The organism is Microbacterium sp. NPDC089695 (assembly GCF_044749085.1).
In the GTDB taxonomy this organism is placed as follows: Bacteria; Actinomycetota; Actinomycetes; order Actinomycetales; family Microbacteriaceae; genus Microbacterium.
This window is the reverse complement of sequence record NZ_JBIVHG010000003.1, coordinates 139,162-153,686: the sequence shown is the minus strand read 5'-3', so window position 1 is coordinate 153,686 and position 14,525 is coordinate 139,162. Positions and strand designations below refer to the sequence as shown.

The window sequence follows — 14,525 nt, the reverse complement described above, 5'->3', positions numbered from 1 at the left end:
ATGACCGATCTCGACTTCGGCCGAAGGATGCTCCGGGTCGGCCCACCCGGCCGTCCGCTGATGCTCGTCGACGCTCGCTCGCTGAGCGTGTGCGCGGTGCTGTGGATCGCGACGGCGGCGCTCGCCGTGTTCGCGGTGTTCTCCGGGTCGGCGCAGATCACCTTTCCCGAGGCGATCGCCGCTCTCATCGGCCGCGGCGACGACTACACGACCATGGTCGTGCTGGAGTGGCGGGCGCCGCGCATCGTCCTGGCCGTGCTGCTCGGCACGTGTCTCGCGATGAGCGGCGCGATCTTCCAGAACCTCACCGGCAACCCGCTGGGATCGCCCGACGTGATCGGCTTCCAGACCGGCTCGTACACCGGCGCGCTCGTCGTGATGCTGCTGCTCGGCGGCGGGTCGGCGGCAGTCATGGGAGGGGCGCTGGCGGGCGGGGTGGTCACGGCGTTCCTCGTGTTCCTCCTCGCCTCCCGGCGCGGGGTCGTGCGCGGAGTGCGGCTCATCATCGTCGGCATCGGGGTGAGCGCGATGCTCGCCTCCGTCAACGTGTGGATCCTGTTGAACGCGACCGTGGAGGATGCGATCATGGCCGGCCTCTGGGGCGCGGGCAACCTCTCGGGGGTCTCGTGGCCCACGGTCGCGATGACCCTCGGCGGTTCCGGTGTGTTCATCCTCGGCGCTCTCGCCCTGAGCCGTCCGATGCGTCTCATGCAGATCGGCGTGCCGTTCGCGACCGCACTGGGGCAGAACGTCCGGCTGGTGCAGGTGGCCGCGATCGTCGTGGGCGTCGGACTCACGGCCCTCGCGACCGCGACCGTCGGGCCGATCTCGTTCATCGCGCTCGCCGCCCCGCAGATCGCGCGCCGGATCGTGCGCTCCGACGGACTCGCGCTGGGTCCGACCGCTGCGGTCGGATCGCTGCTGCTGCTCCTCGCCGACGTCGTCGCCCAGCGCATCCATCCCGATTCGCCGCTCCCGGTCGGCATCGTGACCGTCTCGATCGGCGGACTGTACTTCCTGTGGCTGCTCCTGAGAGAGGGAAAGAGAAGATGACCCGTCTGACCGTCGCGGAGGCCGCGCTCGGCTATGCCGATCGGATCGTCTGCGAGGAGGTGTCCGTCGAGATCCCCGACGGCGCCTTCACCGTGATCGTCGGGCCGAACGCGTGCGGCAAGTCGACGCTGCTCAAGAGTCTCACCCGGCTGCTGGAGCCCGCGCGCGGGCGCGTGCTGCTCGACGGCGAGAGCCTGCACCGGCTCCCGACCAAACAGGTCGCGCGCGAGGTCGGGCTCCTGCCCCAGGGGCCCGTCGCCCCCGACGGCATCCGCGTGATCGACCTCGTGTCGCGCGGGCGCTACCCGCATCAGAAGCTCTTCTCGCCGTGGTCGCCGGAAGACGAGGCCGCGGTCGCCGGGGCCATGGACGCCACCGGCATCCGGCACCTGTCCGGTCGCCTGGTTGACGAGCTGTCCGGTGGGCAGCGACAGCGCGTGTGGATGGCGGTGGCACTCGCCCAGCGGACGCCGATCCTGCTGCTCGACGAGCCGACGACGTACCTCGACCTCAGTCACCAGATCGAGTTGCTGGAGCTCTGCCGATCGTTGAACCGGACGCAGGGCCACACGCTCGTCGCGGTGCTGCACGACCTGAACCAGGCCGCGCGGTACGCCGATCACATCGTCGCGATGAAGGACGGAGCGGTCGTCGCGGCCGGTCGACCCGATGAGGTCATCACCGAGTCGCTCGTGGCGCACGTGTTCGGGCTGGACGCCCGGGTGATCCCCGATCCCGAATCGGGGAGCCCGCTCGTGGTTCCGCGCTGGTCGCACGGCTGAGAGAGGAATATCCTTCTCCCATCTGCGTTGGGAGACAGGGATGGAAGGCCTCGAAGTAACCGTCCTGATCGGACTCACGATCCTCGTCGGAGCACTGCTCGCGCCTCGCGTGCGCCTCGCGCTCCCTCTCGTCCTCGTCATCCTCGGTCTCGCGCTCGGCTTCGTGCCGCAGCTGCGTGAGATCCAGCTGCCGCCCGAGACCGTGCTGCTGCTGTTCCTCCCGGTGATGCTGTTCTGGGAGAGCCTCACGACCTCCCTGCGCTCGATCCGCCGGGATTTCCGATACATCCTGCCCATGAGCACGCTGCTCGTGGTCGCGTCGGCGTTCGCGGTCGCCGGCATCGGGCTGCTGTTCGGCATGCCGTGGGAGACCGCCCTGATCCTCGGCGCCGCGGTCGCGCCGCCGGACGCCACGGCGGTCGCGGCCCTCGGCCGCCTGCTGCCCCGGCGCATGTTTATGAAGCTCAAGGCCGAGAGCCTGACGAACGACGGCACGGCGCTCGTGCTCTACGCGATCGCGGTGTCGCTCGCGCTCGGCGGCAACGTCACGCCGCTGTCGGTGACCATGTCGGTGTTGATGTCGTACCTGGGCGGCGTCGCGGCCGGCGTCATCATCGCCGTGCTCGGCTACCTCCTGCTGCGGAGCTCCTCGTCGACCGCCGTCATCAACGTGACCCTGCTGCTCATCCCGTTCTCGGCGTTCCTGCTCGCGGAGATCGTGCACGCGTCGGGCGTGCTCGCCGTGGTCGTGGCCGGGCTGATCGTCGCCTACGTCTCGCCGCGCGTGACGACCGCGTCGTCGCGGCGCCAGGCCGACGCCGCGTGGCCGTTCGGGGTGTTCCTCCTCAACGGCGCCCTGTTCGTGCTGATCGGTCTCGAGGTGCAGTACGTCGCGCACGAGATCTCGGGGGCCGAGATCGGCCGCCTCGTGCTCATCACGCTCGCGGTGTGGGCGGTGCTGCTCGTCGTCCGCTACGTGTTCCAGTTGCTGAATGTGCTGCAGCGGCAGACCGGTCCACGACCGGCCCGCGGGGCACGCGCACGGGCACGGGCCGTGTCGACCGTCGCGGGCATGCGCGGGGCGGTGTCGCTCGCGATCGCGCTGTCGGTGCCGGCGTCCGCCGCCACGGGCGGAGAGATCGCCGGGCGCGACGAGATCGTGTTCGTGACCGCCGGCGTGATCCTGTTGAGCCTGCTCGTGCAGGCCCCGCTGCTGCCGGCGATCGTGCGCTGGGCGCGGTTCCCGGTCGACCATGTCGAGGCCGAGGAGTACGAGCTCGCGGAGCGCACGATCTCGGGAGCCGCGCTCTCGGCGATCGACGATCTCGCGGTCGAGCACGGCATCGGTCAGGAGGTGCGCGACCGCGTGCGGGCCGAGGGCTACCAGATGCTGGAGTTCTCGAACGCGAAGGCGCTCGCGCGCGAACAGGCGATCGTGGATGCCGAGGCGAAGGCGCTCGACGACCTCCTCGACGAACCCGATCCGCTGGGCGCGGCGGGCACGGCCGGTGCGAGCACCATCGGGGGAGGGGATGCGGGGTCTGCCGCGTCTCCTGGCCGCGAGCTCACGGACGACGACGGCTCCGCCGCCGAGGGCGAGGTGCGGACGCTGCAGATGATCGCCACCTCGACCGACGTCGACGTCATGCAGCGGTCGCCGCTGCTGCGCCATGAGGAGCACACGCGACTCAAGCTCGCCCTCCTGGAGCGCAAGCGGGAAGTGCTGCTGGGCCTCCGCCGCTCGGGTACGGTCGACGACCTCGTCGTGCGCCGTATCTCCGCCCGGCTCGACCTCGAGCAGGTGAGGCTGCAGGGCATCGAGGAGTTCGACTGACGCGGCATGACCCGCTGTGACGCTCTGTGACGCCTGACTGTCGGGTCGTCGAGCGGCCTGCCTACCGTAGTCGAGTCCCCGCAGAAAGAGGAAGCACCCGTATGTCCCGCCGCACCACCTCCGTCATCGCCGCGCTCGCCGCGGTCCCGCTCTTCGTCGCCCTGTCGGGCTGCGCCACCGCATCGTCCGACGCCGGCTCCGGCGACTCCGGATCCGCGGACGAGACTGTCAAGATCGGCGTGGTCAGTAAGGGCGACGCGCAGTGGGCCCCGTTCGTCGAGGCCGCCGCCGAGGAGGGCATCACAGTCGAGCTCGTCGACTTCGGCTCCTACGAGCAGCCGAACCCCGCACTGAGCGAGGGCGAGATCGACCTCAACCAGTTCCAGCACATCGTGTACCTGGCCGAGTACAACAACGCCTCGGGCTCCGACCTCACGCCGATCGGGTCGACCGCGATCTATCCGCTCGGCCTGTACTCGACGAAGTACGACGACGTCGACGACATCCCCGAGGGCGAGACCGTCGCCGTTCCTGATGACGCTTCGAACCAGGCGCGCGCGCTCAACGTGCTGCAGCAGGCCGGGCTCGTCGAGCTCAAGGACGGCGGTACCCCGTACTCCGACCTCGCGCAGGTCGACACCGACACGTCGAAGGTCAAGATCACCGCGCTCGAGGCCGCGCTGATCCCGACCTCCCTGCCCGATGTCGCCGCAGCGATCATCAACAACGACTTCGTCGAGGACGCCGGTCTGACGTTCGACGATGCGATCGCGCAGGACGATCCCGAGGACCCGAACGCGCTACCGTACGTCAACATCTTCGCCGCACGCGCCGAGGACTCCGACAACGAGACCTACCTCAAGCTCGTCGAGATCTTCCAGACGAACGAGGACGTCCAGGCAGGCCTTCAGGAGTCTTCCGGCGACATCGCCCTTCCTCTCCAGGTCCCTGCCTCCGATCTCGTAGCCTCGCTCGCGAAGGTGCAGAAGGAAGCCGACGCCAAGAAGTGACTCGGCGCGGGGTGAGACCCGCCCCGCGTGATGCGAGAGAATCGGGTGGCGCCTCGCGCGTCACCCGATTCGTCGTTCACCGCCGCACGCGACCTCCCACCGACACACCGAACCCGGAGCATCCATGCCGATCGTGAGCCTGAACGCCGTGTCCAAGGCGTATCCGTCCCGCACCGCGGGGGAACCCGAGGTCATCGCCGTCGACGACGTCACCCTCGAGATCGAGAAGGGCGACGTCTTCGGCATCATCGGGTACTCGGGCGCAGGCAAGTCGACTCTCGTGCGTCTCATCAACGCGCTCGAACCCGCCACGAGCGGCACGATCCACGTGGGCGACGTCGACATCACCGCGCTGTCGGAGAGCGCCCTGCGGAAGGTGCGCGGCGGCATCGGCATGATCTTCCAGCAGTTCAACCTCTTCTCGTCGCGCACCGTGAAGGCGAACGTCGCCTACCCGTTGAAGCTCGCCGGCTGGTCGAAGGCCGACATAGAGCAGCGCGTGACCGAGCTCCTCGCGTTCGTCGGGTTGTCCGACAAGGCGAAGGCGTACCCCGAGCAGCTGTCCGGCGGGCAGAAGCAACGCGTCGGCATCGCCCGTGCTCTCGCCACGAAGCCCGCGATCCTCCTCGCCGACGAGGCCACCAGCGCACTCGACCCGCAGACGACGCACGAGGTGCTCGACCTCCTGAAGCGCGTGAACCGGGAGCAGGGCGTCACGATCATCGTCATCACGCACGAGATGGACGTGATCCAGACCATCGCGACCAAGGTCGCGGTCATGGAGCGCGGGCGCGTGATCGAGCAGGGCGACGTGTTCGAGGTGTTCTCGGCACCGCAGAACCCGGCCTCACAGCGCTTCGTGGGGACAGTCGTGAAGGGCGTCCCCTCGCCCGCCGAGCTGGCGGTGCTCCGCGAACGCCACGCCGGCAGGATCGTGACCCTCTCTTTCCGCGACGGCGACTCCTCGCAGGCGCAGGTCTTCGTCGAGCTCGCCGCCGCCGGGCTCGACTTCGAGCTCGTGTACGGCGGCATCAACGACATCCGCGGGCGGGCCTTCGGGCATCTGACGCTAGCGATACGCGGTGACGGCGCCGCGATCGACCGCACGCTCGCGACGATCGGCGAACGCGTCGATGTCACGGAGCTCGCCGGAGAGGAGGCCCGCTGATGGATCGCCTGATCGAACTGGGCCCGGAGTTCTGGTCCGCCGCCCTCGAGACGCTCTACATGACGACCTTCGCGCTCGTGCTCGGCGGGGTGCTGGGGCTCGTGATCGGCGTCATCCTCTACGTCACACGCCCCGGTGGGCTGATGCAGAACCGCGTCGTGGCGGCGATCGCGAACCTCGCCGTGAACTTCTTCCGACCCATCCCGTTCGTGCTCTTCGTCGCGGTCGCGCAGCCCTTCGCGCGGGCCGTGGTCGGCTCCGGGATCGGGACGACGGCCGGCGCCTTCATCATCGGCATCGCGGCGGCCTTCGCGATCGGCCGCATCGTCGAGCAGCATCTCGTGTCGGTCTCGCCCGGGGTCATCGAGGCGGCGAAGTCGATGGGCGCGAGCCCGCTGCGCATCCTCTTCACGGTCGCGATCCCGGAGTCCCTCGGACCGCTCATCCTCGGCTACACGTTCGTCGTCGTGGCGCTCATCGACATGACCGCGATGGCCGGTCTGATCGGCGGCGGTGGCCTCGGCGCCTTCGCGCAGATCTACGGCTTCCGTCAGTTCGAGCCCGTCGTGATGTGGGCCGCGATCGTGCTCATCGTCGTGTTCGTGCACCTCGTGCAGCTGCTGGGTGCGCGCCTGGCCCGGAAGGTCATGCGCCGCTGACGGCGGGCACTCGTCAATCGGGCGAAACTCTTCGTCACGGAGCGTTCCGCTACCGGTACGCTTCGAACGCCTGCCACCGGTAGGCGTTCGATACGAACGGAGTACGAAATGAAGATGGACCGGAGTACCAAGAAGGCGGCGCGCCGGGGGGTTGCTGGAGCCGCAGCGACGCTGGTGATCGCCTCGGGGATGCTTCTGGCAGTGCCGTTGAGCGCAAGTGCCACGGAGCTACGAGGACCGTTTGCGAGTCGCGGACAATGTGCGTCGTCGGCGCAGCTCGACGCGGTGAACGGTTGGAGTGTCGGGACCTGTTTCCAGTTCTTCGGGCAGAAGGAGTGGCGCTACTACCGCGACTGAGCGATCGCTCGATCTGAATGCACGGGGATTCGCGAGCGCGACCCCGTGCATTCTTTTTCTCTACCCGGTCGGTGCGAAGTCGAGCGTCCGTCGCGTCGCGAACACCCGGTCCTCGCCGCTCAGCGGATCGACGAAGTGCAGCTCGCGTGCGAGCAGCTGCAGCGGACGCGCGAAATCGTCGGGCGCCTCGGGGAGCAGCTCGGGGTAGAAGCCGTCGTGCAGGATGCCGAGGCCGAGAGCGGCGAGGTGCACCCGCAGCTGGTGCATCTTGCCGCTGTGCGGGCGCAGCAGCGTGTGCACGACCCGGTCGTCGGCGTGCAGCACCTCGATCAGCGTCTCCGAGTTCGGCTCGCGCTCGTCCTCGACCCGCACACGCACCTCGCCGCGGTGCTTCACGATGTGGTTGCGGTAGACGAGCGGGTAGCCGTCGGCATCCCACTCCGCAGGCCGTGCCGAGACCGCCTCGTAGACCTTCCGCACCTCGCGCTTCTCGAACATCAGCTGATACGCGCCGCGCGTCGCGGGGCGAGCGGAGAACATGAGCAGCCCCGCGGTTGCACGGTCCAGGCGGTGGATGGGCGCGAGGTCGGGGTTGTCGAGCAGGTTGCGCAGTCGCACGAGCGCCGAGTTCTGCAGGAACCGGCCGCCCGGCGTCGTGGGGAGGAAGTGCGGCTTGTCGATCACGACGAGGTCGTCGTCGCGATGCAGCACCTCGATCGCGAAGGGGATCTCGCCCTCGACCGGCGGCTCGCGGTAGTACCAGACGAACTCCTCCGCGCCGAGCGGGGCGTCCCGGCTGACGGGCGAGCCGTCGCGGGCCACGATCTCGCCGCGGTCGAACCGCACGAGCAGGCGCTCGGGGTCGAGGTGGAAGAAGCGCTCGATCATGTACGCCGCGATCGTCGGCCATTCTCCGCGCAGCGGCACGTGCAGACGGGTCGCTCCGACGCCGTCGCGCACCGGGAGAGGAGAGGGCATGCCCATTCGTGTCAGCCTATTCGACGCGGCGCCGCTGTTCGTCGTCAGGCGGCTCGGGCGAACCGCGACCGGTACTGCTGCGGCGACAGGCCGATGCGATCGCGGAAGTGCTTGCGCAGGGCCGCGCCGGTCGCGAAACCCGAGCGGGCGGCGACGTCGTCGATCAGGAGGTCGGTCGTCTCGAGCAGCTCTCGTGCCCGGTCGACCCGCGCATCCGCGAACCAATCGCCCACGGTGCGGCCGGTCTCGGCGCGGAACCGCCGGGTCAGCGTGCGCACGCTCACCCCGAAACCCGCCGCGACAGCCGCGAGCGACAGCGGCTCCTCGATGCGCGCCGACAGCCAGGCCTGGATGTCGCTCGCAGATCCTGCGGCCGTGGCGGGAACAGGGGGCCGGGCGATGAACTGCCGCTGACCTCCGCCGCGATGCGGTGCCGCGAGCGTCGCCTGTGCGACCCGGGCCGCGACCGCGGCGCCGTGGTCGGTGGCGATCAGATGCATGGTCGCGTCGACCGCGGCCGATGCGCCTGCCGCCGTGAGCACGGACCCTGCGTCGACGAACAGCTCGTCCTCGCGGAGGCGGACCTGCGGGAACCGGCGGCCGAATTCGTCGGATGCGCACCAGTGCGTGGTCGCCTCCCGGCCGTCGAGCAGCCCGGCGGCGGCGAGGGTGAAGGCTCCGGTGCAATAGCTCACGATGCGGCGATCGGCGTACTGTGCGAGGCCGATCGGGTCTCCCGAGGTCTCCGCGCCGCTCCACGGTGGGACGATGATCGTGTCCGCCGTGTCGAGGGCTCTGCGGTCGGCCGCGGGAGACACCGCGAAGTCGGCGTTCGTCGGCACCGGCATCCCGTCGAGCGTGCACGTCGTGACGGAGTACAGCGGCTCGCCGCCTTTCTCGGCGGCGCGGAAGAACCGCGCCGGCACGCCGAGCTCATACGGGAAGACACCGGGCAGGGCCACGACCACGATCGAATGCATGGCTCTATCGTGACATATGTTGTCCATCCGGTCACTGGTCTCTTCGCTGCTCCGCCACGATGCTGGAACAGCGGCGCCGCTTCAGGACGCCGCTCGAACAGGAAGGCAGCGCCGTGCGCTCAGCGAAGTACTCCGGTCCCGGCCCCGCGGCCCAGGTCATCTCCCTCATCGACGTCGACGCACCGACCCCCGGGCCGGGCGAGGTGCTCTTGCAGGTCGGAGCCGTCGGCCTCAACCCCGTCGACGTGAAGATCCGCGCCGCGGCGACCGACTTCGGCGTCATCCGCTACACCGACCTGCCGGGGTGGGACGTCGCGGGTACCGTGACCGCGGTCGGCCAGGGCGTCGAGGGCTGGAGCGTCGGCGACCGCGCCTTCGCGCTCGCGGCCTTCCCCGCGGCGGCGCACACCCTGGCCGAGTACGCCGTGGTCGCGGCATCCGACATCGCCCTCGTGCCGCGCGCATGGAGCACGGCGCAGGCCGGCGCCGCACCGCTCGCAGCGCTCACCGCATGGCAGGCGCTCGAGGCCGCCGATGTGCGCGACGGACAGCGGGTCCTGGTGCTGGGCGGTGCGGGCGGCGTGGGCCACCTGGCGATCCAGCTCGCCGCTGCACGCGGCGCCACCGTCGTCGCGACCGCGAGCCCCGCCAAGCACGATCTCGTCCGCTCGTGGGGAGCAGGCGAGGTCATCGACTACCGCGACGAGCAGCGCCTCGCAGAGATCGCCCGGGTCGACGCCGTGATCGTCACGGTCGACGACACCCTCCCGCCTCGTGGTGCGGTGGCCGACGGCACGGCGGTCATCACCATCACCGGACTCTCGGCCGCCCAGCGCGGGCAGCTGCAGGAGTGGGGTGCCGCACCGGTCGAGCGCATCCTCGTGCACGCGGACGGACCGCAGCTCGCCGAGATCGCCGCTCTCGCGGATGCCGGACGCGTGACGCCGCACCTGGATGCGACCTTCCCCCTCAACGACCTCGCCGCGGCCCACGAGCGGGTCGAAACGGGCCGGGCGACCGGCAAGGTCGTCGTGGTCGTCGATCCCGAGGTCTGACCGAGGGGGACGCCTGATCTCAGGCGTCGAAGCTCAGACTCAATTTGCGCAGCAGCCCCGCCAGCCGGTCGCGGTCGCCCCGGGACAGGCCCTGGAGCAGGTCGTCCTCGACGTCGACGAGGCGGGTGATCGCGGCGTCGACACGGATCCGGCCGTCGTCCGTGAGCGTCACCAGCACGCTCCGGCCGTCGGCCGGGTCGGCCTCCCGCCGCACGAAGCGGCGTCCGACGAGACGATCGATCCGGTTCGTCATGGTCCCGCTCGAGACGAGCGTCTGCTGCAGCAGCTGCTTGGGGGAGAGCTGGAAGGGCGAGCCCGAGCGGCGCAGCGCCGACAGCACGTCCCACTCCCAGGGCTCGAGGTCGCTGCGGCGGAACACATCGCGCCGCGCGCGGTCGAGCAACCGCGTGAGGCGGTCCATGCGCGACAGCACCTCGAGCGGCGAGAAGTCCAGATCCGGCCGCTGGGTGTTCCACGCGCCGACGATCCGGTCGACCTCATCCGCCTGGCTCATCCGACCATTATCGCGGGAGCGGGGTCGAGATCGCCGGAAGCACCGAGGCGGACGTGGCAGACTTGACCCGCGGCCTCCTCGGGGCGCCGCGGTCCGCCGTGGTGTAATGGCAGCACGACAGCCTTTGGAGCTGTGAGGTCTAGGTTCGAGTCCTGGCGGCGGAGCATGACGGGTAACAACAGCAGCGCCGGTGACGGCCTCGCCATCATCATCCTCGCCGCGGGTCAGGGCACGCGCATGAAGTCGCGCCTGCCGAAGGTCCTGCATCCGATCGGCGGGCGACCGCTCGTCGGCCACGTGCTCACCACGGCCGCTCGCCTGAGCGCCGCGCACGTCGAGGTGGTCGTGCGGCACGAGCGCGACCAGGTCGTCGCGGCGCTCGCCGAGAGCTACCCCGACGCGGTCTTCGTCGACCAGGATGACGTACCAGGCACGGGCCGCGCCGTGCAGGTCGCGATCGACGCGCTGCCCGCCGAGTTCGACGGCGACGTGCTGGTGCTGTCCGGCGACGTGCCCCTGCTCGAGGTCGACACGCTGCGCGCGCTCATCGACGGCCACCGTGCCGCCGCCGCGGCCGCGACGCTTCTCAGCGCCCGCCTCGACGACCCCACCGGATACGGTCGGGTCATCCGTGACGCGGCCGGGGCCGTGCAGCGCATCGTCGAGCAGAAGGACGCCTCGGCCGACGAGGCCGCCGTGACCGAGATCAACGCCGGTGTGTACGTCTTCCGCGCTCCCGATCTGCGCACGCAGCTCGCCCGCGTCACGCAGGACAACGCGCAGGGGGAGATGTACCTGACCACGGTGATCGAGCTGCTGCGCGCCGACGATCAGCGGGTGGCGGCCGAGATCGCGGTCGACACCGCCTCCACGTTCGGCATCAACGACCGCATCCAGCTCGCCGAAGCGGGCCGGGTGCTCAACGACCGGATTGTGCGCCACTGGCAGCGCGAGGGCGTCACGGTCGTCGACCCGGCGACGACGTGGATCGACGACGACGCCGTGCTCGCGCCGGATGTCACCGTGCTCCCGAACACGCAGATCCTGCGCGCCACGAAGATCGGCGCCGGCGCGATCATCGGCCCCGACACCACGCTCGTCGACTGCGAGGTGGGGGAGGATGCGATCGTCCGCCGCAGCGACGCGACGCTCGCCGTGATCGGCGCCGAGGCGACCGTCGGCCCCTTCTCCTTCCTCCGCCCGAACACCGTGCTCGGGGCGAAGGGCAAGATCGGCGCGTACGTCGAGACCAAGAACGCCGAGATCGGCGAGGGCAGCAAGGTCCCGCACCTCTCGTACGTCGGCGACGCGACGATCGGCCGCGGCGTCAACCTCGGCGCCAGCACGATCACGGCCAACTACGACGACGTCAACAAGCACCGCACGGTCGTCGAGGACGAGGTGCACACAGGCTCGCACACGACCCTGGTCGCGCCCGTTAGGCTGGGTGCAGGCGCCAAGACAGGTGCCGGAGCCGTCGTCCGCAAGGACGTCCCCGCCGGTGCTCTCGCGATGAGCGTCGCCCCCCAGCGCAACATCGACGGCTGGGTCGAGAACAACAGGGCAGGCACGGGTGCGGCGGATGCCGCCGCCCGGGCACGAGCGGCGGAGTAGGCGGACCCGATGGCGCGCAAGAAGAAGACAGTCGACCTCGACCGGGACAACGGCATCGCGCCGGGCCTCGTCGCCAAGACCAAGAAGCGGCTCGTCGTCGCGGGCGGACGCTCGCACCCCGAACTGACCGCGGCCGTCGCCGCAGCCCTCGGCACCGAGGTCGTGCCCACCGAGCACCGCACGTTCGCCTCGGGCGAGATCTACGCGCGGTTCGAGGTCTCGATCCGCGGGTGCGACCTGTTCCTCATCCAGACGTTCGGCGAACCGGTCAACGAGTGGCTCATGGAGACGCTCATCATGATCGACGCCGCCAAGCGCGCGTCCGCGAAGCGCATCACGGTCGTCGCGCCGTACTATCCTTATTCGCGTCAGGACAAGAAGGGCCGAGGACGCGAGCCGATCAGCGCGCGCCTCGTCGCCGACCTGCTCAAGACCGCGGGTGCCGACCGCGTAATGAGCGTCGACCTGCACGCCGCGCAGATCCAGGGCTTCTTCGACGGCCCCGTCGACCACCTGTTCGCGAAGCCCGTGCTGCTCGAGCACTTCCAGCGCACGCTGAGCCCGGCCGACCGCGAGATCCTCACGGTGGTCTCGCCCGACATGGGCCGTGTCCGTGTCGCCGACACGTGGTCGGACAGCCTGGGCGCCCCGCTCGCGATCATCCACAAGCGCCGCGATCCCAAGGTCGCGAACCAGGTGTCCGTGCACGAGATCGTCGGCGCGGTCGAGGGGCGCACCTGCCTCCTCGTCGACGACATGATCGACACCGGCGGCACGATCGTCAAGGCCGCTCAGGCTCTCAAGGCGAACGGTGCGCACCGCGTCATCGTGGCCGCGACGCACGCGATCTTCAGCGATCCGGCATCCGAGCGCCTGCAGGACGCGTCGATCGACGAGGTCGTCATCACCGACACGATCCCGCTGACGGAGTCGCGTCGGTGGGAGAACCTCACGATCCTCCCGATCGCGCCGCTGCTCGCGCGCGCGATCCACGAGGTCTTCGAGGACGGCTCGGTCACCAGCATGTTCGGCGGCGACGCGTAGCCGGGGCTTAGGCGACGCTTACCTCGGGCACAGCCCGTCCATAGCCGCGATGCCTACGGTCGATGCAACGACATGCAGTCGTCTCGACACAGCCGGAGGACCACCATGATCCGCACGACCGTACCGACCACTGTCCGCAAGGGCTCCGCCCTCATCGGCGTCGCAGGACTCCTCGTTCTCGCAGGGTGCTCGGGCACCGCCGACGCCGAGTCCTCGACGGACGATGGAGCCGACACGAGCACCGAGTCGACCGACACCGGGGCCGCGAGCGGCGACTACCAGGACGGCACCTACACGGCCGACGGGTCGTACCAGACGCCCGAGACTGTCGAGTCGATCTCGGTCACGCTCACGATCGCCGACGGCGTCGTGGAGTCGGTCGAGGTGACCGGCGACCCGCAGGCCCGCGAGACCGAGCAGTACCAGGGGCAGTTCATCGACGGCATCTCGGACGAGGTCGTCGGCAAGAACCTCGACGACCTGAACGTGAGCCGCGTTGCGGGATCGTCGCTCACGAGCGGCGGCTTCAACCAGGCGGTCGAGTCGATCAAGGAGCAGGCCGCGGCCTGACCCGCGGAGGCCGCGATCATGGCGATCTGGCGCTTCGACGCGATCGGCACTCGGTGGGAGATCGAGACGACGGACGAGCTCGATGCCGCCCGTCGCGAGGCCGTGACCGCCGAGATCGAGCGCTTCGACCGTGAGTGGTCGCGGTTCCGCGGCGACTCCGGCGTGACCGGGCTCGGCCGCGAGGGCGGGACGCTCGCATCGATCGACGCCGGAGCAATCCTCGACGCGTACCGCACCGCGTCCGACGCGACGCACGGCGCCGTGAACCCGCTCGTCGCCGAGAGCCTCGTGGCGCTCGGGTACGACGCGGAGTACTCGCTCGTCGCGGGGGAGCCCGTCGCGGCGGCCGCGCGGTGGACGGAAGCGCTGCGGTGGACGGACGCCGAGGTCACGGCATCCGCGCCCGCGCTGCTCGACATCGGCGCACTCGGCAAGGGCCGCCTCGTCGACCTCGTCGCGGACGTGCTGGCCGACATGCCGGGCGGCCTGGTGGTGGATGCCGGCGGCGACATGCGCATCCGGGGACGCGCGGTGCGCGTCGGGCTCGAGCATCCCTACGACGCGACGAAGGCGATCGGCGTGGCGGAGGTGCAGGATGCTGCGCTCTGCGCCTCGGCTGTGAACCGGCGCGCGTGGGGCGACGGGCTCCATCACGTGCTGGACGCGCGCACGGGCGTACCGGTGCGCACGTGGGCGGCGACCTGGGCGCTCGGCGCCGACGCGATGCACGCGGATGCCGTCGCGACAGCCCTCTTCTTCGACGGCGGCCCCGACCTCGCAGCCCACTGGGGTGTGCAGTGGGTGCGCATGTCGACCGACGGGCGCGCCGAGCGCTCGCCCGAGTGTCCGATCGAGCTCTTCACGGCACGATCCTGACCCGACATCCCGCCCATCCTCGACGTAGGGA

15 protein-coding genes and 1 tRNA gene are annotated in these 14,525 nt (G+C 70.1%); 13 read left to right on the top strand and 3 right to left on the bottom strand.

All coding sequences use genetic code 11. The annotated features are described in order from the left end of the window. The 7 genes from ACIPYT_RS15335 (at nt 1) to ACIPYT_RS15305 (ending at nt 6,863) form a co-directional block, all read left to right on the top strand. Nucleotides 1-1,053, top strand: a complete 1,053-nt coding sequence (locus ACIPYT_RS15335) for a FecCD family ABC transporter permease (protein ID WP_401076107.1) — start codon at nt 1-3, stop codon at nt 1,051-1,053. Continuing rightward, nucleotides 1,050-1,835, top strand: coding sequence for an ABC transporter ATP-binding protein (locus ACIPYT_RS15330; RefSeq protein WP_401076104.1), 786 nt, complete (start codon nt 1,050-1,052; stop codon nt 1,833-1,835). The genes ACIPYT_RS15335 and ACIPYT_RS15330 overlap by 4 nt, the downstream gene beginning before the upstream one ends. Before the next feature lie 40 nt (nt 1,836-1,875). Then, entirely contained in the window at nt 1,876-3,669 is a 1,794-nt protein-coding gene (locus tag ACIPYT_RS15325) for a Na+/H+ antiporter (protein WP_401076101.1), read from the top strand. 101 nt (nt 3,670-3,770) lie between these two features. Beyond that, nucleotides 3,771-4,679: a MetQ/NlpA family ABC transporter substrate-binding protein gene (locus ACIPYT_RS15320; RefSeq protein WP_401076098.1), complete on the top strand. Its 909-nt coding sequence runs from the start codon at nt 3,771-3,773 to the stop codon at nt 4,677-4,679. A gap of 124 nt (nt 4,680-4,803) precedes the next feature. Beyond that, a complete protein-coding gene (locus ACIPYT_RS15315; protein WP_401076095.1) occupies nt 4,804-5,847 on the top strand; it encodes a methionine ABC transporter ATP-binding protein in 1,044 nt (347 codons plus the stop codon). Beyond that, complete coding sequence (locus tag ACIPYT_RS15310) at nt 5,847-6,506, top strand: methionine ABC transporter permease (protein ID WP_401076093.1); 660 nt, start codon at nt 5,847-5,849, stop codon at nt 6,504-6,506. The genes ACIPYT_RS15315 and ACIPYT_RS15310 overlap by 1 nt, the downstream gene beginning before the upstream one ends. Before the next feature lie 108 nt (nt 6,507-6,614). Further along, a complete protein-coding gene (locus tag ACIPYT_RS15305) occupies nt 6,615-6,863 on the top strand; it encodes a hypothetical protein (protein WP_401076090.1) in 249 nt (82 codons plus the stop codon). Between the two features lie 60 nt (nt 6,864-6,923). Here ACIPYT_RS15305 and ACIPYT_RS15300 read toward each other — a convergent pair whose 3' ends face one another. Together ACIPYT_RS15300 and ACIPYT_RS15295 are read right to left on the bottom strand one after the other, a co-directional pair. After that, nucleotides 6,924-7,841: a pseudouridine synthase gene (locus tag ACIPYT_RS15300; protein WP_401076087.1), complete on the bottom strand. Its 918-nt coding sequence runs from the start codon at nt 7,839-7,841 to the stop codon at nt 6,924-6,926. A 44-nt stretch (nt 7,842-7,885) separates the two neighbouring features. Beyond that, nucleotides 7,886-8,821 (bottom strand): GlxA family transcriptional regulator, encoded by a 936-nt coding sequence (locus tag ACIPYT_RS15295; protein ID WP_401076085.1) that lies wholly within the window; start codon nt 8,819-8,821, stop codon nt 7,886-7,888. A gap of 113 nt (nt 8,822-8,934) precedes the next feature. Here ACIPYT_RS15295 and ACIPYT_RS15290 point away from each other — a divergent pair, with 113 nt between their 5' ends. After that, a complete protein-coding gene (locus tag ACIPYT_RS15290) occupies nt 8,935-9,876 on the top strand; it encodes an NADP-dependent oxidoreductase (protein ID WP_401076083.1) in 942 nt (313 codons plus the stop codon). A gap of 19 nt (nt 9,877-9,895) precedes the next feature. Here ACIPYT_RS15290 and ACIPYT_RS15285 read toward each other — a convergent pair whose 3' ends face one another. Continuing rightward, nucleotides 9,896-10,390, bottom strand: a complete 495-nt coding sequence (locus ACIPYT_RS15285; RefSeq protein WP_401076080.1) for a MarR family winged helix-turn-helix transcriptional regulator — start codon at nt 10,388-10,390, stop codon at nt 9,896-9,898. A 92-nt stretch (nt 10,391-10,482) separates the two neighbouring features. Here ACIPYT_RS15285 and ACIPYT_RS15280 point away from each other — a divergent pair. From ACIPYT_RS15280 to ACIPYT_RS15260, 5 genes are all read left to right on the top strand, one after another. Then, nucleotides 10,483-10,554 (top strand) — tRNA-Gln (locus ACIPYT_RS15280). Nucleotide 10,555: 1 nt separating this feature from the next. Continuing rightward, a complete protein-coding gene (gene glmU / locus ACIPYT_RS15275; RefSeq protein ID WP_401076077.1) occupies nt 10,556-12,004 on the top strand; it encodes a bifunctional UDP-N-acetylglucosamine diphosphorylase/glucosamine-1-phosphate N-acetyltransferase GlmU in 1,449 nt (482 codons plus the stop codon). Nucleotides 12,005-12,013: 9 nt separating this feature from the next. Beyond that, the gene (locus ACIPYT_RS15270; protein WP_401076075.1) at nt 12,014-13,048 is read left to right on the top strand and encodes a ribose-phosphate diphosphokinase; all 1,035 of its coding nucleotides are present in this window, start codon (nt 12,014-12,016) and stop codon (nt 13,046-13,048) included. 105 nt (nt 13,049-13,153) lie between these two features. After that, nucleotides 13,154-13,618, top strand: a complete 465-nt coding sequence (locus tag ACIPYT_RS15265) for an FMN-binding protein (protein WP_401076072.1) — start codon at nt 13,154-13,156, stop codon at nt 13,616-13,618. A gap of 18 nt (nt 13,619-13,636) precedes the next feature. After that, entirely contained in the window at nt 13,637-14,494 is an 858-nt protein-coding gene (locus ACIPYT_RS15260; RefSeq protein WP_401076069.1) for an FAD:protein FMN transferase, read from the top strand. Nucleotides 14,495-14,525: the final 31 nt, after the last annotated feature.

Bases quoted from the DNA above. Each gene is read 5' to 3' on its own strand.
- ACIPYT_RS15335 (WP_401076107.1), top strand. From the start codon at position 1: ATGACCGATCTCGACTTCGGCCGAAGGATGCTCCGGGTCGGCCCACCC.
- ACIPYT_RS15330 (WP_401076104.1), top strand. From the start codon at position 1,050: ATGACCCGTCTGACCGTCGCGGAGGCCGCGCTCGGCTATGCCGATCGG.
- ACIPYT_RS15325 (WP_401076101.1), top strand. From the start codon at position 1,876: ATGGAAGGCCTCGAAGTAACCGTCCTGATCGGACTCACGATCCTCGTC.
- ACIPYT_RS15320 (WP_401076098.1), top strand. From the start codon at position 3,771: ATGTCCCGCCGCACCACCTCCGTCATCGCCGCGCTCGCCGCGGTCCCG.
- ACIPYT_RS15315 (WP_401076095.1), top strand. From the start codon at position 4,804: ATGCCGATCGTGAGCCTGAACGCCGTGTCCAAGGCGTATCCGTCCCGC.
- ACIPYT_RS15310 (WP_401076093.1), top strand. From the start codon at position 5,847: ATGGATCGCCTGATCGAACTGGGCCCGGAGTTCTGGTCCGCCGCCCTC.
- ACIPYT_RS15305 (WP_401076090.1), top strand. From the start codon at position 6,615: ATGAAGATGGACCGGAGTACCAAGAAGGCGGCGCGCCGGGGGGTTGCT.
- ACIPYT_RS15300 (WP_401076087.1), bottom strand. From the start codon at position 7,841: ATGCCCTCTCCTCTCCCGGTGCGCGACGGCGTCGGAGCGACCCGTCTG.
- ACIPYT_RS15295 (WP_401076085.1), bottom strand. From the start codon at position 8,821: ATGCATTCGATCGTGGTCGTGGCCCTGCCCGGTGTCTTCCCGTATGAG.
- ACIPYT_RS15285 (WP_401076080.1), bottom strand. From the start codon at position 10,390: ATGAGCCAGGCGGATGAGGTCGACCGGATCGTCGGCGCGTGGAACACC.
- glmU (WP_401076077.1), top strand. From the start codon at position 10,556: ATGACGGGTAACAACAGCAGCGCCGGTGACGGCCTCGCCATCATCATC.
- ACIPYT_RS15270 (WP_401076075.1), top strand. From the start codon at position 12,014: ATGGCGCGCAAGAAGAAGACAGTCGACCTCGACCGGGACAACGGCATC.
- ACIPYT_RS15265 (WP_401076072.1), top strand. From the start codon at position 13,154: ATGATCCGCACGACCGTACCGACCACTGTCCGCAAGGGCTCCGCCCTC.
- ACIPYT_RS15260 (WP_401076069.1), top strand. From the start codon at position 13,637: ATGGCGATCTGGCGCTTCGACGCGATCGGCACTCGGTGGGAGATCGAG.